General features: G+C 69.2%; 21 protein-coding genes. 13 read left to right on the top strand and 8 right to left on the bottom strand.

Annotated features, from left to right (window positions below; genetic code table 11):
- Window positions 1–68: 68 nt before the first annotated feature.
- Together ACE3UA_RS14785 and selD are read left to right on the top strand one after the other, a co-directional pair.
- The gene (locus ACE3UA_RS14785; protein WP_374646432.1) at window positions 69–1262 is read left to right on the top strand and encodes a lytic murein transglycosylase; all 1194 of its coding nucleotides are present in this window, start codon (window positions 69–71) and stop codon (window positions 1260–1262) included.
- Window positions 1263–1801: 539 nt separating this feature from the next.
- Window positions 1802–3985, top strand: coding sequence for a selenide, water dikinase SelD (gene selD / locus ACE3UA_RS14780; protein ID WP_374646430.1), 2184 nt, complete (start codon window positions 1802–1804; stop codon window positions 3983–3985).
- Here the strand turns inward: selD and mnmH are convergent.
- Complete coding sequence (mnmH, locus tag ACE3UA_RS14775; RefSeq protein WP_374646428.1) at window positions 3982–5028, bottom strand: tRNA 2-selenouridine(34) synthase MnmH; 1047 nt, start codon at window positions 5026–5028, stop codon at window positions 3982–3984. The two genes, selD and mnmH, sit on opposite strands and share 4 nt — an antisense overlap.
- A gap of 210 nt (window positions 5029–5238) precedes the next feature.
- Here mnmH and ACE3UA_RS14770 point away from each other — a divergent pair, with 210 nt between their 5' ends.
- The 9 genes from ACE3UA_RS14770 to ACE3UA_RS14730 all read left to right on the top strand — a co-directional run bounded on the left by ACE3UA_RS14770 (window position 5239) and on the right by ACE3UA_RS14730 (window position 14151).
- Window positions 5239–5640, top strand: a complete 402-nt coding sequence (locus ACE3UA_RS14770) for a MerR family DNA-binding transcriptional regulator (protein ID WP_374646426.1) — start codon at window positions 5239–5241, stop codon at window positions 5638–5640.
- Between the two features lie 29 nt (window positions 5641–5669).
- Window positions 5670–7442: an acyl-CoA dehydrogenase C-terminal domain-containing protein gene (locus tag ACE3UA_RS14765; RefSeq protein ID WP_374646424.1), complete on the top strand. Its 1773-nt coding sequence runs from the start codon at window positions 5670–5672 to the stop codon at window positions 7440–7442.
- Between the two features lie 130 nt (window positions 7443–7572).
- On the top strand, window positions 7573–8199 hold the full coding sequence (locus ACE3UA_RS14760; protein ID WP_374646422.1) for a glutathione S-transferase family protein: 627 nt from the start codon (window positions 7573–7575) through the stop codon (window positions 8197–8199).
- A 10-nt stretch (window positions 8200–8209) separates the two neighbouring features.
- A complete protein-coding gene (locus ACE3UA_RS14755; protein ID WP_374646420.1) occupies window positions 8210–9421 on the top strand; it encodes an acetyl-CoA C-acetyltransferase in 1212 nt (403 codons plus the stop codon).
- 157 nt (window positions 9422–9578) lie between these two features.
- Window positions 9579–10004 (top strand): hypothetical protein, encoded by a 426-nt coding sequence (locus tag ACE3UA_RS14750; protein WP_374646418.1) that lies wholly within the window; start codon window positions 9579–9581, stop codon window positions 10002–10004.
- A gap of 37 nt (window positions 10005–10041) precedes the next feature.
- Window positions 10042–10512 carry a cupin domain-containing protein gene (locus tag ACE3UA_RS14745; protein ID WP_374646416.1) on the top strand — a complete coding sequence of 157 codons (471 nt, stop codon included), beginning with the start codon at window positions 10042–10044 and terminating at the stop codon, window positions 10510–10512.
- The gene (locus ACE3UA_RS14740) at window positions 10509–10964 is read left to right on the top strand and encodes a hypothetical protein (RefSeq protein WP_374646414.1); all 456 of its coding nucleotides are present in this window, start codon (window positions 10509–10511) and stop codon (window positions 10962–10964) included. The genes ACE3UA_RS14745 and ACE3UA_RS14740 overlap by 4 nt, the downstream gene beginning before the upstream one ends.
- Entirely contained in the window at window positions 10961–11965 is a 1005-nt protein-coding gene (locus tag ACE3UA_RS14735; protein ID WP_374646412.1) for a cupin domain-containing protein, read from the top strand. The genes ACE3UA_RS14740 and ACE3UA_RS14735 overlap by 4 nt, the downstream gene beginning before the upstream one ends.
- On the top strand, window positions 11962–14151 hold the full coding sequence (locus ACE3UA_RS14730; RefSeq protein WP_374646410.1) for a 3-hydroxyacyl-CoA dehydrogenase NAD-binding domain-containing protein: 2190 nt from the start codon (window positions 11962–11964) through the stop codon (window positions 14149–14151). The genes ACE3UA_RS14735 and ACE3UA_RS14730 overlap by 4 nt, the downstream gene beginning before the upstream one ends.
- A 50-nt stretch (window positions 14152–14201) precedes the next feature.
- Here ACE3UA_RS14730 and ACE3UA_RS14725 read toward each other — a convergent pair whose 3' ends face one another.
- From ACE3UA_RS14725 to ACE3UA_RS14705, 5 genes are read right to left on the bottom strand one after another with little or no spacing between them, the layout of a single operon-like run.
- A complete protein-coding gene (locus ACE3UA_RS14725; protein WP_374646408.1) occupies window positions 14202–14858 on the bottom strand; it encodes a Type II secretory pathway, pullulanase PulA in 657 nt (218 codons plus the stop codon).
- Window positions 14855–15811 (bottom strand): 2-hydroxyacid dehydrogenase, encoded by a 957-nt coding sequence (locus ACE3UA_RS14720; protein WP_374646406.1) that lies wholly within the window; start codon window positions 15809–15811, stop codon window positions 14855–14857. Before ACE3UA_RS14720 ends, ACE3UA_RS14725 begins: the two co-directional genes overlap by 4 nt.
- Window positions 15811–16146: a tRNA-binding protein gene (locus tag ACE3UA_RS14715; RefSeq protein ID WP_374646404.1), complete on the bottom strand. Its 336-nt coding sequence runs from the start codon at window positions 16144–16146 to the stop codon at window positions 15811–15813. The genes ACE3UA_RS14720 and ACE3UA_RS14715 overlap by 1 nt, the downstream gene beginning before the upstream one ends.
- Window positions 16143–16955 carry a pyrroline-5-carboxylate reductase gene (gene proC, locus ACE3UA_RS14710; RefSeq protein ID WP_374646402.1) on the bottom strand — a complete coding sequence of 271 codons (813 nt, stop codon included), beginning with the start codon at window positions 16953–16955 and terminating at the stop codon, window positions 16143–16145. The genes ACE3UA_RS14715 and proC overlap by 4 nt, the downstream gene beginning before the upstream one ends.
- A 28-nt stretch (window positions 16956–16983) precedes the next feature.
- The gene (locus tag ACE3UA_RS14705; protein WP_374646400.1) at window positions 16984–17487 is read right to left on the bottom strand and encodes a YbjN domain-containing protein; all 504 of its coding nucleotides are present in this window, start codon (window positions 17485–17487) and stop codon (window positions 16984–16986) included.
- Window positions 17488–17696: 209 nt separating this feature from the next.
- Between ACE3UA_RS14705 and ACE3UA_RS14700 the strand changes: the two genes are divergently transcribed.
- Window positions 17697–18791 carry a DUF305 domain-containing protein gene (locus tag ACE3UA_RS14700; protein ID WP_374646398.1) on the top strand — a complete coding sequence of 365 codons (1095 nt, stop codon included), beginning with the start codon at window positions 17697–17699 and terminating at the stop codon, window positions 18789–18791.
- A gap of 139 nt (window positions 18792–18930) precedes the next feature.
- Here ACE3UA_RS14700 and trpS read toward each other — a convergent pair whose 3' ends face one another.
- Entirely contained in the window at window positions 18931–19986 is a 1056-nt protein-coding gene (gene trpS, locus ACE3UA_RS14695) for a tryptophan--tRNA ligase (protein ID WP_374646396.1), read from the bottom strand.
- 78 nt (window positions 19987–20064) lie between these two features.
- Here trpS and ACE3UA_RS14690 point away from each other — a divergent pair, with 78 nt between their 5' ends.
- Window positions 20065–20754 (top strand): rhomboid family intramembrane serine protease, encoded by a 690-nt coding sequence (locus ACE3UA_RS14690; RefSeq protein ID WP_374646394.1) that lies wholly within the window; start codon window positions 20065–20067, stop codon window positions 20752–20754.
- Here the strand turns inward: ACE3UA_RS14690 and murJ are convergent.
- Complete coding sequence (gene murJ, locus ACE3UA_RS14685; RefSeq protein WP_374646392.1) at window positions 20745–22289, bottom strand: murein biosynthesis integral membrane protein MurJ; 1545 nt, start codon at window positions 22287–22289, stop codon at window positions 20745–20747. The two genes, ACE3UA_RS14690 and murJ, sit on opposite strands and share 10 nt — an antisense overlap.
- Window positions 22290–22373: the final 84 nt, after the last annotated feature.

Genomic DNA, 22373 nt, shown 5'->3' with positions numbered 1-22373 from the left:
GACCCCCGTGGGATATTTGGGCCAGTATGAAAGCCATGCAGTTGAGGAAAGTCGTCTGGATCTTGGCGATGTGGTGCCTTGCCTCGACAGGGTTTGCGCAGACGATCCTGCCCGATCCGGTGGCGGGGGTGGAGGTGGAGATGGGGACTCAGGCCGGGCTGGACGGGTGGGTGGCGGACTTCCGGCCGCGCGCTCTGGCGGCGGGGGTGCCGGCGGCGACCTTCGACGCGGCGCTGCGCGGGGTGGCGTTCGATCCGAAGGTGGTGGAGCGCGACCGGAACCAGAACGAGTTTTCCAAGACGATCTGGGATTACCTGGATACTGCGGTGTCGGAGGAACGGGTGGCGCTGGGGCTGCAGGCGGTGGCGAAGCATCGCGCGCTGCTGGAGCGGATCGAGGCGGAATACGGCGTCGAGAAGGAAGTCGTGGCGGCCATCTGGGGGCTGGAGAGCGCCTATGGCAGCTATCGGGGCGAGTTGCCGGTGCTGGGCTCCTTGGCGACGCTGGCCTATGAGGGGCGGCGAGGGGCGTTCTTCGAGGCGGAGCTGATCGCGGCCTTGAAGATCGTCGCGGGCGGGCATGTCGAGCGGTTCGCGGGCTCCTGGGCGGGGGCATCGGGGCACACGCAGTTCATGCCATCGAGCTGGGAGAAATTCGCGGTCGATTTCGACGGGGACGGGAAGCGGAACCTCTGGGGCGAGGATCCGGCGGATGCGCTGGCCTCGACGGCGAATTACCTGCGGCACTGGGGCTGGACGAAGGGGCAGCCCTGGGGAGTGGAGGTCAAGCTGCCCGAGGGGTTCGACCATGACCAGACCACCGAGCGGGTGGTGAAGCCGGTGGCCGAGTGGCAGGCGATGGGGGTCAGGACCGTCTCCGGCGCGGACCTGCCGGACCATGGGTCAGGTTCGATTTTGCTGCCTGGAGGGCATCGCGGGGCGGCTTTCCTGATATTTCCGAACTTCCAGGTGATCGAAAAGTACAATACCGCCGATGCCTATGTGGTGGCGGTCGGCAGTCTTTCGGACCGGCTGAAGGGGGGGCCGGCGATCCGGGCGGGCTGGCCGCGCGAGTTGCGCGCCCTGACGCTGGAGGAGCGGCGGGAGCTGCAGGACCGGCTGGGGCAGGCCGGATTCGATCCGGGCGGCGTGGACGGGCGGATGGGGCCGAGGACCGTGGCGGCGGTGAAGGCCTTCCAGAAGGCGCGCGGGCTGGTGCCGGATGGCTATCCCAGCCTCGAGGTGCTGAACCTGCTGCGCTGAACCTGCCCTTGCAGGCTTGCGGAACCCCGGGGTTGCCGGTGGTTTCGCCCTCGGTCCGGGAAACCGCTGGCATGGGGGCGGAGCGCCCGCGCGGCCTGATCCGGGAAGGGGGGCCGTCCTCGGGGCATCGAGCCCCTCGGACGGCGCTGCCGCGGCCCGGATTTCCGGTGTTCGGGAAGGTGGATGGTGCGGACGCTCCGCGGGGAGTATTTCTGAAAAGAGCAAGATCAGGGGGCGGATGCGCCCCGGCGGTCGGCACCACTACAGTGCGAAGGGAGAGCTTCCCACGCCGCCGGGGCGACTTGCCCTTTTGCGGTCATCGGGACTCCTCCCTGTACCGCCCGGAGAGCTTCGTCCGGAAAGGTTGACGAAGCGTAACGCTGCTTGCTCTTTTCAAAAATACTCCCGCCGGAGGCTCCTGTCCCTGACACATGCGCTGCCGCCGGAGGGGAGGCGCGGTCTTGCCGGAGGTCGGGCCGGATGCTCGTCTTTCGCCGCCGGCTGGGGTAGAGGGCTGGCGAAGCCATGCGAGAGGCAAGATGACCCCCGCCTATCCCGCGATCAAGGATCTCGTGCTGGTCGGCGGCGGCCATGCCCATGCGCTGGTGCTGCGGATGTGGGCGATGGACCCCGTGCCGGGCACGCGGCTGACGCTGGTGAATCCCGATCCGGTGGCGCCCTATACCGGCATGCTGCCCGGCCTGGTCGCCGGGCATTACCGGCGCGAGGAGCTGATGATCGACCTGGTGCGGCTGGCCCGGTTCGCGGGCGCGCGGCTGATCCTGGACCGCGCCTCCGGGCTGGACCCTGCGGCGCGGCGGGTGCGGCTGGAGGGGCGGCCGCCGCTGGACTATGACCTCTGCTCGATCGACGTGGGCATCACCTCGGACCTGCCCGGCCTGCCGGGGGTGGAACATGCGGTGCCGGCGAAGCCGATGGCCGGTTACGCCGCCGCCTGGGAGGCCTTTGTCGCGCGCCGCCTGGCCTTTCCCCGGGTGGTGATCCTGGGCGCGGGGCTGGGCGGGGTGGAGCTGGCGCTGGCCTCGCGCCACCGGCTGGCGGCGCAGGGGGCGCGGCCGGAGGTGGTGCTGGTCGACCGCGAGGCGCGGCTTCTGCCGGGGTTGGGCGCTTCGGCGCGGCGCAGGGTGCTGGCGCGGCTGCGCGCGGAGGGGATCGCGCTGCGGACCGGGGTCGAGGTGGTGGGGATCGGCCCGTCCTGCGTGAGGCTGGCGGGGGGTGAGGAGGTCGGCTCGGATTTCACGCTGATGGTGGCGGGGGCGCGGCCGCAGGGCTGGCTGGCCGGGACGGGGCTGGAGGAGGAGCGCGGCTTTCTGGTGACGGATGCCTGTTTGCGGACCTCGGACGAACGGATCTTCGCGGCCGGGGATTGCGCGACCCTGGCCGGGGCGGCGCGGCCGAAGGCGGGGGTCTTTGCCGTCCGCGCGGCGCCGGTCCTGCAGGCGAACCTGCGCGCGGCGCTGTCTGGCGGCAGGTTGCGGCGCTTCCGCCCGCAGCGGGATTACCTGAAGCTGGTGGCGCTGGGCCCGCAGGAGGCGGTGGCGGACAAATGGGGGCTGTCGCTTGCGGGGCGCCGGCTCTGGCGGTTGAAGGACCGGATCGACCGGGCGTTCATGGCGCGGCTCTCGGACCTGCCGGCGATGGCGCGGGCGGCGGTGCCGGCGGCGGCGACCGAGGGGCTGGCGGCGCATCTGGCGGGGCGGCCGCTTTGCGGCGGCTGCGGGGCGAAGCTGGGGCCGGGGGTGCTGGCCGCGGCCCTGGCCGGGCTGCCCGCGCCGCAGCGGCCCGAGGTCCTGTCGGGGCCGGGCGACGATGCGGCGGTGCTGCGTGCTGGCGCGGGGGTGCAGGTGCTGACGACCGACCATCTGCGTGCCTTCTGCAACGATCCCCGGTTGATGGCGCGGCTGACGGCGCTGCATGCGCTGGGCGACATCTGGGCGATGGGCGCCCGCCCGCAGGCGGCGCTGGCGCAGGTGGTGCTGCCGCCGCTGGGGCCGGAATTGCAGGCGCGGATGCTGGGCGAGATCATGGCGGAGGCGGCGGCCAGCTTCGGCGCGGCGGGGGCCGACGTGGTGGGCGGGCATTCCACCGAAGGGGCCGAGCTGACGATCGGCTTCACGGTCACCGGCCTTGCCGGGCGGGTGGTCGGCAAGGGCGGCGCGCGGCCGGGGGATGCGCTGCTGCTGACCAAGCCCCTGGGCTCGGGCACGGTGCTGGCGGCGGAGATGGCGCTGGCGCGGCTGCCGGGGCTGTTGCTGGGCGAGGCCTGGGTCGCCTGCATCGCGCAGATGGAGCGCGGGCAGGGCGACGCCGCGGCGATCCTGGCGCCGGAGGCGCAAGCGATGACCGATGTGACGGGTTTCGGCCTGGCGGGGCATCTGCTGGAGATGCTGGAGGCCTCGGGCGCGGCGGCGGAATTATGGCTGGAGGCGGTGCCCTTCCTGCCGGGCGCGGTGGACCTGGCGCGGGCGGGGCAGGGATCCTCGTTGCAGCCGGCGAATCTGGCGGCGGCAAGCTGGCGGATGACCGCGCCGGTCGATCCGAGGGTGGACCTCCTGACCGATCCGCAGACCTGCGGCGGGCTTCTGGCGGCGGTGCCCGAGGCGGCGGCGGAGGGGTTGGTCCGGGCGCTGCGCGTGGCGGGGCATGACGCGGCCCGGATCGGGCGGGTCACGGCGGGCGCGCCGCATCTGACGGTGGTCTAGAGGCGGCGGATCGCACCGGCCAGACGCTCGGCGATGCCCGGCAGGTCCTGCGGGGCGAGGCGGTCGGCGGCGATCTCGGCCGCGGGGGCGGGCATCCGTTCGCGGTGCTTGCCGTAGCGGGGGTCGTAGTGGCGTTCCATCAGGCCCTCGGCCAGCGCGGCGAATTCGCCGGAGGCGGCGAGCGCCTGCCAGGCCTCGATCACCTCGCGCGGGTGCAGGGGTTTCAGCAGGTCCAGCGTGGCGGCGAGGCGGGCGGGGTCGGCGGTCATGTCGGCATAGGCCCGCGCCAGGTACTCGGCCCGGGCGGGGCGGGGGGCGGCGATGGTCACCCGGGGGGCGGCGGTCATCGCCTTCCACAACTCCGGCGGGATGCGGCATTCGCCGATCTTGGAGCTTTCCGCCTCGACCACCACGGGGCGGCCGGAGTCGAGCCCGGCCAGAACCTGCGCCAGCGCGCCCTCGAACGCCTTCTGCGAGGGCTGCGGGCCGAGGTTGCCGAAAAGCGAGCCGCGATGACGGGCCAGCCCTTCGAGGTCGATCACCTGCACGCCGAAACCGGGCAGGAGGTTCAGCACCTCGGTCTTGGCCGAGCCGGTGTTGCCGTCGAAGACCACGACCGGGGCCGCGACCGGCGTGTCGTAGACCGCCCGGACCACCAGCCCGCGCCAGCTTTTGTAGCCGCCGGCAAGGGTCTCCACCCGCCAGCCGATCTGCCCCATGATCAGCGCGAAGGAGCCCGACCTTTGCCCGCCGCGCCAGCAATAGACCAGCGGCCGCCAGCCCCCCGGCCGGTCGGCGAGCGGGCCTTCCAGATGCCGGGCCGCGTTCCTGGCCACCAGCGCCGCGCCCAGCTTGCGCGCGGTGAAGGGCGAGACCTGCTTGTAGATCGTGCCGATGCGGGCGCGTTCCTCGTCGTCGAGGACGGGCAGCGAGATCGCGCCGGGCAGGTGATCCTCGGCATATTCGGCGGGCGAGCGGACGTCGATGATGTCATCGAAGCCATGCGCGGCCAGATCGGCAAGGGAGGTGAGGGTGATCGCCATGTTCCGCCGTTCTAGCGGAGGCGGCGGAAAGGCGCCAGTGCGGCGCAGGCCGATGCGCCGGCGGCCGTCCGGGACAGCCCCTTCGGCTGACGCGGCGTCGGCCGGGATCGTGACGCGACGTCACGGTGACGTTAACGTCACCTTATCTGGTATTCCCCAGACTGGCCGCGCATCTCGGATGCAGATGCTGCCATGCCCGAGAGTTCTGCCATGACGTCCGAGACGACGACCGAAACGATGACCATCCGCGAGATGTGCGAGACCTACAACGTCACCCCGCGCACCCTGCGCTTCTATGAGGCGAAGGAGCTGCTGTCGCCGATCCGGCAGGGCACCAGGCGGCTGTTCACCCGGCGCGACCGGGCGCGGCTGAAGCTGATCCTGCGCGGCAAACGCTTCGGGTTCAGCCTTGAGGACATCCGGCAGACGCTGGATCTTTACGACCGCGACGGCTCGGACGCGGCGCAGCGGCAGCGGATCTACGAACTGGCGCTGGAGCGGCTGGCCGGCATGAAGGACCAGCGGGACGAGTTGGACCAGGCCATCGCCGACCTGGAAGCCGAGCTTGCCGAGGCCAGGGCAATGGGCCTGGTGCCGCGCCAGGCGGCCTGAAGACCGCGATCAAAGGGAGAAGGAAGGAAATGCCAAGCTATACCGCCCCCGTGAAGGACATGCAGTTCCTGCTTCACGACGTCTTGCAGGTCGGCGCCTCGGGGATTCCCGGCTATGGCGATCTGGACCGGGCTTTCACCGGGGCGGTGCTGGAGGAGGCGGCGAAGGTCGCCGAGGAGATCCTGACCCCGCTGAACGCCGTGGGCGACCGTGAGGGCTGCAAGCTGGAAAACGGCGTCGTCCGCACGCCCACGGGGTTCAAGGCGGCGTTCCGCACCCTCTCCGAGGGCGGCTGGATGGCGCTGGACGCGGCCCCCGAATACGGCGGGCAGGGCCTGCCCTATCTGATGCATACGGTGGTGAACGAGGCCTTCGTCTCGGCCAACATGGCGTTCAACATGTATCAGGGCCTGACCCACGGCGCCTATTCCGCGATCCTGGCGCACGGGACCGAGGAGCAGAAGCGGCAATGGCTGCCGAAGCTGGTCACCTGCGAATGGACCGGCACGATGAACCTGACCGAGCCGCATTGCGGCACCGATCTGGGGCTGTTGCGCACCAGGGCCGAGCCGCAGGCGGACGGCAGCTACCGGATCACCGGGCAGAAGATCTTCATCTCGGCCGGCGATCACGACATGGCCGAGAACATCGTCCATCTGGTGCTGGCCAAGGCCCCCGGCGGCGGCGAGGGGACGAAGGGGATCAGCCTATTCATCGTGCCGAAGCTGCTGGTGAATCCGGACGGCTCGCTGGGGGAGCGCAACGCCGTCTCGGTCGGCAAGGTCGAGGAGAAGATGGGCATCCACGGCAATGCGACCTGCGTGATGAACTATGACGGGGCGACCGGCTGGCTGCTGGGGGACCTGCACAAGGGCATGAAGGCCATGTTCACGATGATGAACGAGGCCCGGCTTGGCGTGGCGCTGCAGGGCTATGCGGTGGCCGAGGCGGCCTATCAGAACGCGGCGCTTTACGCGAAGGAGCGGTTGCAGGGCCGCGACGTGACCGGCGCGAAGAACCCCGAGGGCCCGGCCGATCCGCTGATCGTCCATCCCGACATCCGCCGCAGCCTGATGGAGCAGAGAAGCTTTGTCGAAGGCGCCCGCGCGCTGACCTATTGGGGGGCGACGCTGATCGACCGGGCGCATCACGGCGATGAGGCCGCGGACGGGCTGGTCGGCCTTCTGACCCCGGTCCTGAAGGGTTTCCAGACCGACAAGGGCTTTGACATGGCGGTGCAGGCGCAGCAGGTCTATGGCGGGCACGGCTATATCGAGGAACAGGGCATGTCGCAGTTCGCCCGCGATGCCCGGATCGCGATGATCTACGAGGGCGCGAATGGCGTGCAGGCGCTGGACCTGGTGGGGCGCAAGCTTACGGCGGATGGCGGCAGGCATGTGATGGCCTTCTTCGAGATGGTGAAGACCGAGGCGAAGGCGCATGACGCCGACCCGCGGATGGCCGCGTTCACCGAACCGCTGAAGGCCGCCTCCAAGGCGCTGCAGCAGGCGGGGATGTTCTTCATGGCCGAGGGCATGAAGAATCCGAATGCGGCGCTGGCCGGGTCCCATGACTTCCTGCACATGATGGGCCATGTCTGCCTGGGCCTGATGTGGACCCGGATGGCCGGGGCGGCCTATGCCGCGCTGGACGCGGGCACCAGCGACCGCGCCTTCCACGAGGCCAAGATCGCGACGGGGCGCTTCTACATGGCGCGCCAGCTGCCGGCCTGCGCGATGCATCTGGGACGGATCGAAAGCGGCGCCGATCCGGTGATGGCGCTGGCGGCCGAGGCGTTCTGAGCCGGGGCCGCTCGTCGATGACTTCGTCACTCCTCGCCGGCAGTCCCGACGAGATGCCGAAGGCGCAGGAGGAGGCTTCCGGACAGAGGTCCGAGAGGTCAGGGTGGGGGAGGCAAAAGGGGGGACGGTCATGAAGCTTTACTGTTTCGGTGAAAGCGGCAACGCCTACAAATGCGCTCTCGCCCTGGAAATGGCGGGTCTGGGGTGGGAGCCGGTCTTCGTCGACTTCTTCAAGGGCGAGGCGCGGTCGCCGGAGTTCCGGACGGTCAACGAGATGGGCGAGGTGCCGGTGCTGGTCGATGGCGAGCTGACGCTCAGCCAGTCGGGGGTGATCCTGGACTATGTCTCGTCGAAGACCGGCAAGCTGGGCGGCCGGTCTGCCGCGGAACGGCGCGAGATCCTGCGCTGGCTGTTCTGGGACAACCACAAGCTTTCCACCACGATCGGCACGACCCGCTTCCTGATGAATTTCCTGCCGCCGGAGAAGCGCCCCGAGGGGGTGGTCCCCTTCCTGCAGGGCCGCCTGAAAGCCGCCTACCGGGTGCTGGACGACCACCTCGCCACGCGCGACTGGATCGTCGGCGAGGGCGCGACCATCGCCGACCTGAGCTGCTGCGGCTATCTCTATTACCCCGAGCCCTTCGGCTTTGACCGGGCCGACTGGCCGCATGTCGACGCCTGGCTTGGCCGCATCGCCGGGCTGCCGGGCTGGCGGCACCCTTATGAGCTGATGACCCGGGCCTTCCCCGGCGCTTGAGGAGACGAAGATGACCGAAGCCTATATCTACGACGCCGTGCGCAGCCCCCGCGGCAAGGGCCGGCCCGACGGCGCGCTGCATGAGCTGACCTCGGTCGCGCTGTCCGCGAAGGTGCTGGACGCCGTGAAGGAGCGGAACGGGCTGGAGGGCCATGCGGTCGAGGATGTGATCTGGGGCAATGTCACCCAGGTCGGCGAGCAGGGCGGCTGCCTCGCGCGGTCGGCGGTGCTGGCCTCGGGGCTGGACGAGCGGATCCCGGGCCTTGCGATCAACCGCTTCTGCGCCAGCGGGATGGAGGCGGTGAACCTGGCCGCGAACCAGGTCAGGGGCGGCGCGGGGCATGGCTATATCGCCGGCGGGGTCGAGATGATGGGCCGCGTCGCCATGGGCAGCGACGGGGCGGCGATCGCGGTGGATCCCGGCCTTGCGATGAAGACCTATTTCGTGCCGCAGGGCATCAGCGCCGACATCATCGCCACCGAATACGGTTTCACCCGCGACCAGGCCGATGCGCTGGCGGTGGAATCGCAGCGCCGCGCGGCGCAGGCCTGGGCCGAGGGGCGGTTCGACAGGTCGGTCCTGACCATCCGCGACCAGAACGGGCTGCCGATCCTTGCCACCGACGAATACATGCGGCCCGGCACCGACATGCAGACCCTGGGCGCGCTGCGGCCCGCCTTCAAGGACATGGGCGAGGCGATGCCGGGCTTCGACAAGGTCGCGCTGATGAAATACCCGCATCTGGAGCGGATCGAGCATATCCACCATGCCGGAAACTCCAGCGGCATCGTCGACGGGGCAGCCGCCGTGCTGATCGGCAGCGCCGAGTTCGGCAAGGCCCACGGGCTGAAGCCGCGCGCCCGGATCCGCGCCACCGCCAAGATCGGCACCGATCCGACGATCATGCTGACCGGCCCGGTGCCCGCGACGCAGAAGATCCTGAAGGACAGCGGCATCGACATCCGCGACATCGACCTGTTCGAGGTGAACGAGGCCTTCGCCAGCGTGGTCCTGCGCTTCCAGCAGGCCTTCGACGTCGATCCGGCGCTGGTCAACGTCAACGGCGGCGCGATCGCCATGGGGCATCCGCTGGGCGCGACGGGGGCGATCATCATCGGCACGCTCCTGGACGAGCTGGAGCGGCAGGACAAGGAGCTGGGCCTGGCGACGCTGTGCATCGCCAGCGGCATGGGCGCGGCCACGATCATCGAGCGGGTGTGACCGATGCCGGCCGCGACCTTACCCTGCGTCATGCTGCGACATCATGGCCACCGCGATGTCGCCCGCGGCCATCGAAAAGTCGTCTTTTCCCGTCATCTCAAGGATGATTCTCCCAATCTCAAGGCTTGCACGAAATACTGGGAAGGACTGCCGGATCGTGTTCACTCGGGTCGCATCGCACCTGCGCAATCGTGCCGACTGGCTGATGTCCGGTCAGTTCGACCGCGTGACGGCGGGCTATCGCTATCCGTTCCCGGTCTGGCTGGGCGCCGGCCCGGTCATCGTGCGGACCCCGGCCGAGGCCGAGTCGATGCTGGTCCTGCAACGGGCCCTCTACCTGAAGCGGGGCGTGTTCGCGCTGGTTCCGCGGATCGCCGCGCTGGAACTGCCGCGCGGCCGGGGCATCCGGGTCTGGGTCGACTGGGAGGAACGGGCCCAGTCGCCGGAAGAGTCGCGCTGCGCCTCCACGATCTACTATCTGACCGCCGAATCCGCCGGCCTGATGATCGAGATGGTGCAGAACCTCACGCTGACGATGCCGGAATTCCGGCCTCATTTCGCGTCTCTCGCCCTGTCTGCCTGAGGTCCTCGGGGGCAGGTGCCCCGGCAGGGGGCTTGCCATGCCCGTGATCGACCCCGCCAGGGCGCCGGTGAAGACCGGCTCGATCTATCCCGAACCCTATGCCGGCATGATGCGGGGCCGGTCCTCGCTGCGGCTGGGCGAGGCCGGGGGGCTGACGCAGTTCGGTGTCAACCTGGTGACGCTGGAGCCGGGCGCGCTGTCCTCCTTGCGCCATTGGCACCGGCACGAGGACGAGTTCGTGATGGTGACCGAGGGCGAATGCACCCTGGTGCAGAACGCGGGCGAAACCGTGATGCGGGCGGGCGATTGCGCGGCCTTTCCGGCGGGCGATCCCGATGGGCATCATTTCATCAACCGCAGCGACCGGCTGGCGCGGTTCCTGGTGGTCGGCACCAGGGCCCCGCGCGAGGTTGCGACCTATTCCGACGTGGACCTGCGGCTGGAGATCGAGGCCGGAAAGGCCCGCTTCACCCATAAGGACGGCAGCGATTTCAGGGGGGTGCGATGAATCCGCTGGAGATTTTCCAGGCTGCTCTGGATGCGGTAAGCAAGGCCGTCCGGGAGGCGGATTTCCCGGCCTTCATCACGCTGTTCGACCTGCCCTTCCTGGTCCAGACCCGCAAGGCGACCTTTCTCGTCGCCTCGGCCGAGGAGATGCGCCCGACATTCGAGGTGATCGTGAACGGGCTGCGGGCGCGGGGCATCACGCATTACGAACGCATCGCCCGCACCGCCGATTTCGTCGCCCGCGACCGGATCGACGGCTGGCACTACAGCCACCTGATCACCAACGGCGAGCGGGTGGCCTCGCCGCATCTGTCGCGGCATTCGCTGGTGCGGCGCGGCGAGTGCTGGCTGTTTTCGCAAGCGCAATACGACATGCTGGACAGCACGGAATGGCCGCTGACCGATGCGGACATCTTCGGTCACGTTCTCATGCCGGGATCGGAGCCGGGATGATCCTCGACCTCGCCTCCCTGCGGCCGACCCGGACGCCCGAGGCCGATCTGCCGCGGCTTGGCCGGGCGGTGACGCTGCACCTGTCGGATGCGGGCGGGCTGCGGCAATTCGGCGTCCATGACCAGACCCTGTTTCCCGGCGCAAGCACGGGGCGGCGGCACTGGCATTCGGCCGAGGACGAGTTCGCCTATGTGCTGGAGGGCTGCGTGACCCTGCAGGACGCGGGGGGGTTCCACGACCTTGGCCCCGGCGATGCCATCGCCTGGCCGCGTGGCCGGCCGAATGCGCATCGTCTGCTGAACCGCAGCGATGCGCCCTGCCGCTATCTGATCGCCGGCACCCGCGCGGCGGGGGATGTCTGCACCTATCCGGACGAGGGCCTGCGCCAGGTGAACGCCGCGGCGACCTGGGCGATCCTTGACGCCGGTGGCAACCGGGTGAAGGGGGGCGACCTGCCGCCCCGGCTTTTGGGCCTGCGCGCGCCCTGGGGCCGGCCCTGGGACGGCGCCGACCACCCGGTCGTGATCCGCGCCGGGTCGGTCCCGGGCGAGCAGGTTCCGGCTTCCGCCCCCGCGCCCTATGATGCGCTGGGCGAATATCTGGCGCATCCCCTGTCCGACGCGGGCGGGCTGACCCAGTTCGGCGCCTTCACCGAGGTGCTGATGCCCGGCGCGCGGTCGAGCCACCGGCACTGGCATGCGGAGGAGGATGAGTTCCTCTACACCCTCGGCGGCACCGTCACCCTGCACGAGGAGGACGGGGCGCATGACCTGCCGCCCGGCATGTGCGCCTGCTGGCCCGCGGGCGTGGCCAATGCGCATTGCCTGGAAAACCGCACCGACCAGCCGGTCACCTATTTCGTCCTGGGCTCGCGCCTGCCCGAGGACGAGGTGACCTATCCCGACATCGACCTGCATTACTCGCGCCGGAAGGGCCTGCGCACCTTGTCGCACAAGGATGGCACGCCCTATCCCGGCTGGCCCAAGGAGACGAACCGATGACCGATTTCACCATGACCACCGATGCCGAAGGCGTCGCCACCATCAGCTGGGACGTGGCCGGCAAGTCGATGAACGTCATGTCGACCGAGGCGTTCATGGCCTTGAACGGCCTGATCGACCGGGCGCTGGCCGATGCCTCGGTCAAGGGGGTGATCATCACCTCGGCCAAGAAGGATTTCGCCGGGGGGATGGACCTGAACGTCATCGCCCGGATGCGGGCGGGCGGGGCGCAGGCGATCTTCGACGGCGTGATGCAGATGCACCAGGTCCTGCGCAAGATCGAGCGCGCCGGGATGGACCCGAAGACGCTGAAGGGGGGCAAGCCCATCGTCGCGGCCCTGCCCGGCACGGCGCTGGGGATCGGGCTGGAACTGCCGCTCGCCTGCCACCGGATCATCGCCGCCGACAATCCGAAGGCCAGGATCGGCCTGCCCGAGATCCTGGTCGGCATCTTTCCCGGCGCGGGTGGCACCACGCGGCTGGTCCGCAAGCTGGGCGCGATGATGGCGGCGCCCTTCCTGCTGGAGGGCAAGCTCTCCGACCCGAAATCGGCGAAGGCCGCCGGGCTGATCGACGAGGTGGTCGCCCCGGAAGACCTGCTGAAGCGGGCGAAGGAATGGGTGCTGGCGGCCACCGATGCCGATCTGGTGAAGCCCTGGGACGCCAAGGGCTACAAGATGCCCGGCGGCGCGCCCTATCACCCGGCGGGGTTCATGACCTTTGTCGGCGCAAGCGCGATGGTCCATGCCAAGACCATGGGCGTCTATCCGGCCGCCAAGGCGCTGCTCGCCGCGGTCTACGAGGGCGCGCTGGTGCCCTTCGACACCGCGCTGAGGATCGAGGCGCGGCATTTCACCAGCGTGCTGATGAACCCCTCCTCCGCCGCGATGATCCGCAGCCTCTTCATCAACAAGGAGGCGCTGGAGAAGGGCGCGAACCGGCCGAAGGTCGAGGATATGGCCGTCAGGAAGCTGGGCGTCATCGGCGCGGGGATGATGGGGGCGGGCATCGCCCATGTCGCGGCCAATGCGGGGATCGAGGTGGTGCTGATCGACGCGACGCAGGAGGCGGCGGATCGGGGCCGCGCCCATTCCGAGGCGCTGCTGGACAAGGGCATGAAGCGCGGCAAGGTCACCGCCGAGAAGAAGGCCGAGATGCTGGGCCGGATCGCAGCCACCACCGACTATGCCGCGCTTGCGGGCGTCGATCTGGTGGTCGAGGCGGTCTTCGAGGATCCGAAGGTCAAGGCCGAAGTGACCGCCAAGGTCGAGGCCGTCGTGGGCGCGGATTGCATCTACGCCACCAACACCTCGACCCTGCCGATCACCGGGCTTGCCGCCGTCTCGAAACGGCCGGGGCAGTTCATCGGCATCCATTTCTTCTCGCCGGTCGACAAGATGATGCTGGTCGAGATCATCCGCGGCAAGGCCACCGGCGACCACGCCGTCGCCAAGGCGCTGGATTTCGTCCGCCAGATCAGGAAGACCCCGATCGTGGTCAACGATGCCCGCTTCTTCTACGCCAACCGCTGCATCATCCCCTACATCAACGAAGGCATCCGCATGCTGGCCGAAGGGGTGGAGCCGGCGCTGGTCGAGAATGCGGCGAAGCTGGTCGGGATGCCGCTTGGCCCGCTGCAACTGGTCGACGAGACCTCGATCGACCTGGGCGTGAAGATCGCCAAGGCCACCAGGGCGGCGATGGGGGCGGACTACCCGGACGAGGCGGTGGACCGGGTGCTGTTCTGGATGGCCGACCAGGGCCGCCTGGGCAAGAAGGCCAATGCGGGGTTCTATGCCTATGACGAGAAGGGCGAGCGCCTGGGCCTCTGGGAGGGGCTGGAGCGGAAATATCCGCTGGACAAGATGCAGCCCAGCCTGGCGGACGTGCAGCACCGGCTTCTGTTCGCGCAGGTGCTGGAAGCGGTCCGGGCGCTGGAGGATGGGGTGCTGACCGATATCCGCGAGGGCGATGTCGGCGCGATCCTCGGCTGGGGCTTCGCGCCCTGGTCGGGGGGGCCGTTCTCCTGGCTGGACATGATCGGCGCGGCGCGGGCGGTGGAGATCTGCCGGGGGCTGACGGCGCAGTTCGGGCCGCGCTTCCACGCGCCGGCGCTGCTGCGCGAGATGGCGGAGAAGGGCGAGACCTTCTACGGCCGGTTCGCGGGCGGGAAGGCGGCGGCTTGACCGGAGAGTGACCCAAAATTTTTCGACGAAAAATTTTGGGTCGCGCTGGTTCACGGCCCGGGATCGAACCGATAGCCGAACCGCGCGATATCCTCGGCGCAGAGGTCGGCGAGCAGCGTTGCGTCGGCGTCGGAATAATAGCCCCGCCAATCCCGGCTCCGCGCGCTTTCGTTGACCCTCGGCAGGCCCAGGCGAAAGCCGAGATGCGCCTCGACCGGGGCGACGTCCAGGGCGAAATGCTCCAGCCGGATGAAGACGCCCGGCGCTTCCGTCCCGTCGCCCTGCCGCAGATAGGCGCCGTAGGGCCAGAGGCGGAAGCTGGCCCGGGTCTGCGGATGGTTCAGGAAGCCCGAGAAGTCATGCGCCCTGGCAAGGCCGACGGCGGGATGGGCGAAGCCCTGCGCCCGCAGCCAGTGGTAATAGCTGACCGCCCGGTCCCAGGGATTGCGCACCAGCGTCGCCACCTGGCAGGCGGCGATCTCCTGGGGCGTGACCAGCCCGACCACATCGGCCAGGGTCGAATGCTTCCAGACCCGTCCCGCCGTCCGGATCCCCTTCCAGCGCCCGGCCCGCTGCCGCGCCTTGGGCGTGTCGCCGATCAGGATGTCGTCCCTGGCCGCCCTCGCCTCATAGGCCAGGGCAAAGGCCGTTCCGCCCGTCTTCGGGGCATGGGCGAAGATGAACCGCCGGGCGCGGGAGAGGATCATGGGTTGACGTGGTTCGGCAGCGCCTTGCCCTCGGCCCAGGCGATCAGGTTCGCCACCGCCATCATCCCCATCGCCTCGCGCACCTCCAGGCAGGCGGTGCCGAGATGGGGCAGGAGGGTCACGTTCTCCATCCCGATCAGGGCCTGGGGGACCTTCGGCTCGAATTCGTAGACGTCGAGGCCGGCCCCGGCGATCCGGCCCGTCCGCAAGACCTCGACCAGCGCGGCCTCGTCCACGACGTCGCCGCGGCTGATGTTCACGAAGATGCCCTGCGGCCGCATCATCGCCAGCGCCGCCGCATCGATCAGGTGATGCGTCTCCTTGCCGCCCGGCACGGCGATGACGACGAAATCGGCGGCCATCGCCTCCTCCATCCCGACCTGGCGCGCGGGCAGGCCCGGATCGGCGACCGGCGAGCGGTTGTAGAACACCACCTCCATGCCGAAGCCGTAGTGGCAGCGCCGGGCGATCGCCTTGCCGATCCGGCCCATGCCGATCACGCCCAGCCGCTTGCCGGTGACATGGGTGCCCAGCATCTGCACCGGACCCCAGCCCTGCCATTTCCCGGCGCGCAGCAGGCGCTCGCCCTCGCCCAGGCGGCGGGCGGTCATCAGGATCAGGCCAAGCGCGATGTCCGCCGTGGCATCGGTCACCGCGCCGGGCGTGTTCGTCACCGCGATCCCGGCGGCTTTCGCGGCCTCGGCGTCGATGTGGTTGTAGCCCACGCCGAAATTCGCCAGCAGTTTCGCCCGGGGCTGCGGCACATCGGCGAAGACATCGGCCTGGAAGCGGTCGCCCAGCGTCGGCAGCACGGCATCATGGTCGCGCAGCGCGGCGCGGAGTTCGTCGGGCGACAGCACCTCGGTCCGGTCGCGCAGCGTCACGTCAAACCGGGCGCGGGCGGCCTCCAGCACGCGGTCGGGCAGGCGACGGGTGATCAGAAGGCGTTGCATCAGAACAGTTTCCCCCCCAGCGGAACCTCATGCCCCGGCCCGATCAGCACGACCTGGCCGTTCTCGTCCGGCAGGCCGAGGACCAGCACCTCGGACAGGACCGGCCCGATCTGCCGGGGCGGGAAGTTCACCACGCCCAGCACCTGGCGGCCGACCAGCTCTTCCGGCGTGTAATGCGTCGTGACCTGCGCCGAGGAGCGTTTCTCGCCAATCTCCGGTCCGAAATCGACCCAGAGCCGGTAGGCCGGTTTCCGCGCCTCGGGGAAGGGCTCGGCCCGGGTGATGCGGCCGACGCGGATGTCGACCTTCTCGAAATCGCCGTAGGTGATGGTCATTTGCCCAGCTCCCGCCCCCGGTCGGCGGCGGCCTTGACCGCCCGCTTCAGCAGCGGCGGAAAGCCGGTGGCCTGATCCATCAGCACCGCCAGCGCCGCCGCCGTGGTCCCGCCGGGAGAGGTCACGTTGACGCGCAGCTGCGCCGCCGTCTCGGGGCTTTGGAACGCCAGTTCGCCCGCGCCGCAGACCGTGGCGCGCGCCAGCTGCATCGCCACTTCGGGGGACAGGCCCTCGGCCTCGCCGGCCGCGGCCATCGCCTCGATCAGGTGGAAGACATAGGCCGGGCCCGAGCCGGAAACGCCGGTCACCGCGTCGATCTGGTGTTCGCCCGCAAGCTCGACCACCTGGCCCACCGCTGCCATCAGCGCGCGCGCCAGGGCGAAGTCGGCGTCGGGGACATGCGCGTTGCGGCAGATCGCGGTGATGCCACGGCCGACCATCGAAGGCGTGTTCGGCATGGTGCGGACGATGGGCGTGCGGTCGCCGAGCGCGGCCTCGAAGCTGGCGATGGTGGTGCCGGCGGCGATCGAGACGAAAAGGGTCTTGCCGTTGCCGAGGGCCTGCAATGCGGGCAGGGCCGCGCCCATCATCTGCGGCTTCACCGCCAGCAGCGCCACGGCGGGCGAGGCCGGAACCCCCTGATTCAGATGGACTCCGGTCCCCTTCAGCCAGTCGGTCGGATTGGGCTCGATCACCCAGACCGAGTCCGGCGGCACCCCCGCCGCCAGCCAGCCCGTCAACAGCGCCGTTCCCATCTTGCCGCAGCCAAGCAGCACCAGCCCGTCCCGGGCCACGCGATCCAAGGTCATCGAACCCCCCTTCAAACCGGGGGAGAGGTTAGGCGCGGCCGTAAGCCTCGGCAATGGCGACTTTCATCGCCTCGGCCGGGGTCTGGTCGCCCCAGGAGGCCAACTGGAAGGCCGGATAGAACCGTTCGGCCGCAAGGACGGCGCCGGAGATCAGCCGGTCGATCTGTTCCGGCCCCGCGACCTGCCCGCCGGACAGCACCAGCCCATAGCGCCAGACCATCAGCTTCTGCTCGGCCCACCAGGTGAAGGCCCCGGTCCAGACCATGTCGTTGCAGCGGTTCAGCACATCGTAAAGCGCAGGAATCCGGTTCTCCGGCGGCTCCATCTCGAAGGTGCAGATCAGGCGCAGCGTCTCGTCCTGGGGATTCCAGGCCAGGGTGAGCGAGTAGGTGCGCCACTGCCCCTCGACCGCCATGGCGATCTGGTCCTCGGTCACGCGGTCGAATTCCCAGGCATGGTGTTCGGCCAGGGTCTCGACGATGTCGATCGGGTGGAGATCTTCCATCGTTGCGTAGTCTTCGGAAAGCGACATGCCCGGCCTCATTTTGATGCCATCGGGGCCGTTCGACCCCAAGGACTGGGTGTCTGGCAAGGTGCAGCGTATGCCTGACGCAGACCTTACTAGATATGGTGTGGCCAAAGCGGAAGCCTGTAAAGCGATTTCTTCGGAAATCTCCTGTGGAAAAGCCGGAACCCTTGGCGCGCGGCGGTGTTGTCTACGGGACGCAAGGCGGGATTTCGATGCTGCGGTGGTGCCTTACAGTCTTCTGCCTGCTCTGGGCCCTGCCGGCGGCTGCCCATGTCAAATGGTTCGCGCCCTTCATCGTCGGCGCGCCACCCGCCTCTCCCATGCGGACGCTGACCGATCCGTGGTTCTGGACCGCGCTGGCGCTGGTGCTGGTCTTCTTCCTGCTGACCCGCTTTGTCGAGCGGACTGCGGCCGGAAAGGCGGCGCTTTCCGGGTTCGACCGCGCGACCGCGCCACTTTGGGCCCGGGGCGACGATTTCATGCGGGCGATGATCGGCGGCTTCTTCGTGGCGATCTTTTCGGTCGGCGGGGTCTATCTGACGCCGGACCTGCAAACCCCCAGCGAATGGGTCAGCTGGACGCAACTGCTGATCGCGGTCGGGGTGTTCTGGCGCCGGACCATGCCCCTGTCGGCGCTGGGGATCATCGGGCTTTGGGTGCTGGCGCTGCGCGACTACGACTTCTTCCACCTGCTGGACTATCTGGCGCTCGGGGTGGCGGCGGCAGGCTATCTGGTGCTGGCGGCCAGCCGGAACGAGGACTGGCGCGCGGCGCGGTTCCGGGTGCTGCGCTGGGGCGTGGCCATCGCGCTGATGTGGTCAAGCCTGGAGAAGTTCGCCTATCCCGAATGGTTCTATCCCCTGGTCGAGGAGCGGCCCTTCCTGACCTTCGGCCTGCCGCGCGACGTCTTCATTCCGATGGCCGGGGTGGCCGAGTTCACCCTAGGGTTCGGGCTGACGGGCACGCCCCTGGTGCGGCGGTTGTCGGCGCTGGCGCTGCTGGTGATCTTCGTCGCGGCGGTCTGGCCCTTTGGCCGGATCGACCTGGTGGGCCATGCGCTGATCATGGCGATCCTGGTCTTGATCGCGGCCGACCCGGCCCCGCGGCTCAACCGCTGGCGTCCGTTGCGGGAATCGCTCTGGGGCATCCCGCCCGGCCTTGCGCTGGCGCTGGTCGGGTTCTCCTCGCTGTACTGGGGGCTGCATGCGGCGGTCTATGGGCCGCAGGGCAGCGAGGGCGCGCCGATCGGACCGGGCGCGACGCATACGCCCTCGGCAGAGCATCCGCATGACGAGGCACAGCCGTGAAAAAGCCCCCGTGCAGGCGGCACGGGGGCAATGTCGGGAAGGTCCGTCCGTTGGCAGCGGGCCGGACCGGGCGATGGGGACAGATCGCATTCTCCGGACGCCCCGACCCTAGTGCGGGGGCGCAACGGGAATGTGACGCTCAGCCCCGGCGCGAGCGGATCATGCCAGTGATGTCGTAGACCTGCTCCAGGATCGGGCGGGCGATGGCGTCGGCGCGGTCCGCGCCGTCGCCGAGGATGCGGTCGATCTCGGCCGGGTCGGCCATCAGGCGGTTCATCTCGGTGGTGATGGGCGCGAGTTTCGCCACCGCCAGATCGGCCAGCGCGGGCTTGAAGGTGCCGAACTGCGCGCCGGCAAAGTCGCGGACGACCTGCTCGGCGGAATGGCCCGAAAGCGCGGCGTAGATGTTCACCAGGTTGCGCGCCTCGGGCCGGTCCTTCAGGCCCTCAAGGCTATCGGGCAGCGGCGCGGGGTCGGTCTTGGCCTTGCGGATCTTGGCGGCGATGCTGTCGGCGTCGTCGGTCAGGTTGATCCGGCTTTGATCCGAGGGATCGGATTTCGACATCTTCCTGGTGCCGTCGCGCAGGGACATGACGCGGGTCGCCGCGCCCTCGATCAGGGGCTCGACGATGGGGAAGAAGTCCACGCCATAATCGTTGTTGAACTTGATCGCGATGTCGCGCGTCAGTTCCAGGTGCTGCTTCTGGTCCTCGCCCACCGGGACCATGGTCGCGTGGTAGGCCATGATGTCGGCGGCCATCAGCGCCGGATAGGCGAAGAGGCCCAGGCTGGCCGCCTCGGCGTTCTTGCCGGCGGTCTTGTCCTTCCACTGGGTCATCCGGCCCATCCAGCCCATGCGGGCCACGCAGTTGAAGATCCAGGCCAGCTCGGCATGGGCGCTGACCTGGCTTTGGTTGAAGAGGATGGAGCGTTTCGGGTCGATCCCCGCCGCGATGAAGGCGGCGGCCCCTTCGCGGGTCTGCTGCCGCAGTTTCGCGGGATCCTGCCAGACGGTGATCGCATGCATGTCGACCAGGCAGTAGATCGTCTCGATCCCCTCGTCCTGCTTTTCGACGAAACGCTTCAGCGCGCCAAGGTAGTTGCCAAGCGTCAGCCCGCCCGAGGGCTGGATGCCCGAGAAGATGCGGGGCTGGAAGGTTTTCGGCGTTTGGACCGTTGGGGCCGGGGTGGACATGGGTTGGCTCCGTCTGGATTAAGCTTGCGATCCCGCGTAATCCAAGGGGCAACAGGCGTCAATCAGGGCAGGCTGGACATGAACCGCGACCATAACGCTGCGCCGATCAACCCGTTGCCGGCGGTGGTCTGGGTCCTGGCCCTGCCGCTGGTCGCGATGGAGATCGTCCTGACCCTGGCCGAGCGCGGTCTGGTCGGCGGCGCGCAGGGTGTCGGCTGGCGGTTGCAGGCGGTGGAGCGGTTCGGGGCCTTCCCCGACCTCATGCGCCACCAGTGGGAAACCGGCGGCTATCCGCTGGAGGAATTGCACCGGCTGTTCACCTATACCATCGTCCACGGCAGCTTTACCCATGCGATGTTCGCGGTGGTGATCCTGCTGGCCCTGGGCAAGATGGTGGGCGAGATCTTCCGCTGGTGGGCGGTGCTGGCGGTGTTCCTCGGTTCGGCCGTGGCGGGGGCGCTGGCCTATGGCTTTCTGGTGCCGGGGCTGCGCGCGCCGCTGATCGGGGCCTATCCGGCGGTCTACGGGCTGATCGGGGCCTTCACCTTCCTTCTGTGGGTGAACCTGGCCCGGACCGGCGCGAACAGGTATCGCGCCTTCAGCCTGATCGGGATGCTGCTGTTCTTCCAGCTGCTGTTCGGCGTGCTGTTCGGCGGCAACTGGGACTGGGTGGCCGATATCGCCGGCTTCGCGGCCGGGTTCCTGATGTCCTTCGTGGTCAGCCCGGGCGGCTGGGCCCGGGTGATGGACAAGATGCGTCAGCGCTGACGGCGGAAGGCGCCTTTCAGCTCGACCCAGCTCATCCCACCGATGGCCAGCACGGTGCCGAAGTAGACCGCCATTCCGGCCAGCACGATCCCGCCCAGGGCCGGGGTGCGCAGGCCCGGCGTGGCCAGCGTCCCGGCCAGCGGCAGGGTCAGGCCCCAGAGGACCACGCCCATCAGCGCCGAGGCGAAGGCGATGCGCGGCAGGCGATAGCGGAAGCGGTCGTCCAGGCGGGCGGCGTCGCCCATGGCGCGGCTGCCGTGCCAGAGTTGCCAGACCATGACCCAGGCCGCCGCCGTGGTCGCCACCGCCGCCGCAAGCCAGCCGATCAGCGGCAGCAGCCCGATCGCCAGCGCCGCGTTCACCACCATCGAGTTGACGGCATAGCGGAAGGGCGAGCGCGTGTCCTCGCGGGCGTAGAACAGGGGTTGCAGCACCTTGTGCAGGACAAAGGCCGGCAGGCCCGCGCCATAGGCGGCCAGCGCCCAGGCGGTGTTCGACGTCGCCTCGGGACCGTATTCGCCGCGCTGGAAGAGGACGCTGATGATCGGCAGGGCGATGACCATCAGCGCCACGGCGGCGGGCAGGGTCAGCAGCAGCGCGAATTCGGTCCCGCGGTTGAACGAGGCGCGCGAACCCTCGTGATCCTCGGCCCGCAGGCGGCGCGACAGGTCGGGCAAGAGGACGATGCCGATGGCGATGCCGACGACGCCCAGCGGCAGCTGGTAGATCCGGTCGGCGTTGTAGAGCCAGACCACCGCGCCGTCGGTCAGGCTGGCGACCTGGCGGCCGACGATCAGGTTGATCTGCACCACGCCCCCCGCCAGCACGGCCGGGGCGGCGATCACGGCCAGGCGCCTGAGATCCGGCGTCAGGTGCGGCCAGCGGAACGGCAGCCGGTAGCCCAGATGCCGCATCGCCGCCCAGGTCGCCAGAAGTTGCAGCACCCCCGAGATGGTGACCGACCAGGCCAGCGTCCGGCCCATGTCCCAGCCCATCCGCGCCGCCAGAAGCATCCCGGCGATCATGGTCAGCGACAAGAGCACCGTGACGACCGAGGTCACCGCGAATTTCCCCGCCGCGTTCAGCATCCCCGACATCAGCGCGGTCAGCGAGATGAACAGGATATAGGCGAATGCGATCCGGCCCAGCGTCACCGCGACGTCGAACCTTTCGTCGCCGACGAAGCCCGAGGCCATCAGGAACACCAGTCCCGGCATGAGGAGGATGGCCACGGCCGAGAAAAGCGCCAGGAAGGCCGCCAGGCCCCAGAAGGCATCGCCGGCAAAACCCTGCGCATCCTCGCCCGCCTCGACCTTCTTGGCGAACATCGGCACGAAGGCGAAGTTGAAGGCGCCCTCGGCGAAAAAGCGGCGGAACATGTTGGGCAGCGATTGCGCCACGACGAAAGCCTGCGCCACCGTGCCGTCGCCGAGATAGCGGGCAAGGAAGATGTCGCGGACCAGGCCCGCGACGCGGCTGACCAGGGTCCAGAAGCCCACGGTGACAAAGCCCTTGACCAGGCGGACGGGTTTCATGCTGTGCGGTCTTTCCTGCGCTTTCGGGGCGGCTCGTCGAGCACTTCGTGCACTCCTCGCGACGGGGCCGCCCCGCGAGGAGTG

The sequence above is a fragment of the Tabrizicola sp. genome (assembly GCF_041919135.1).
Classification (GTDB): Bacteria; Pseudomonadota; Alphaproteobacteria; order Rhodobacterales; family Rhodobacteraceae; genus Tabrizicola.
The sequence above is the reverse complement of the archived record's forward strand: the minus strand, read 5'-3'. Positions and strand labels throughout refer to the sequence as shown.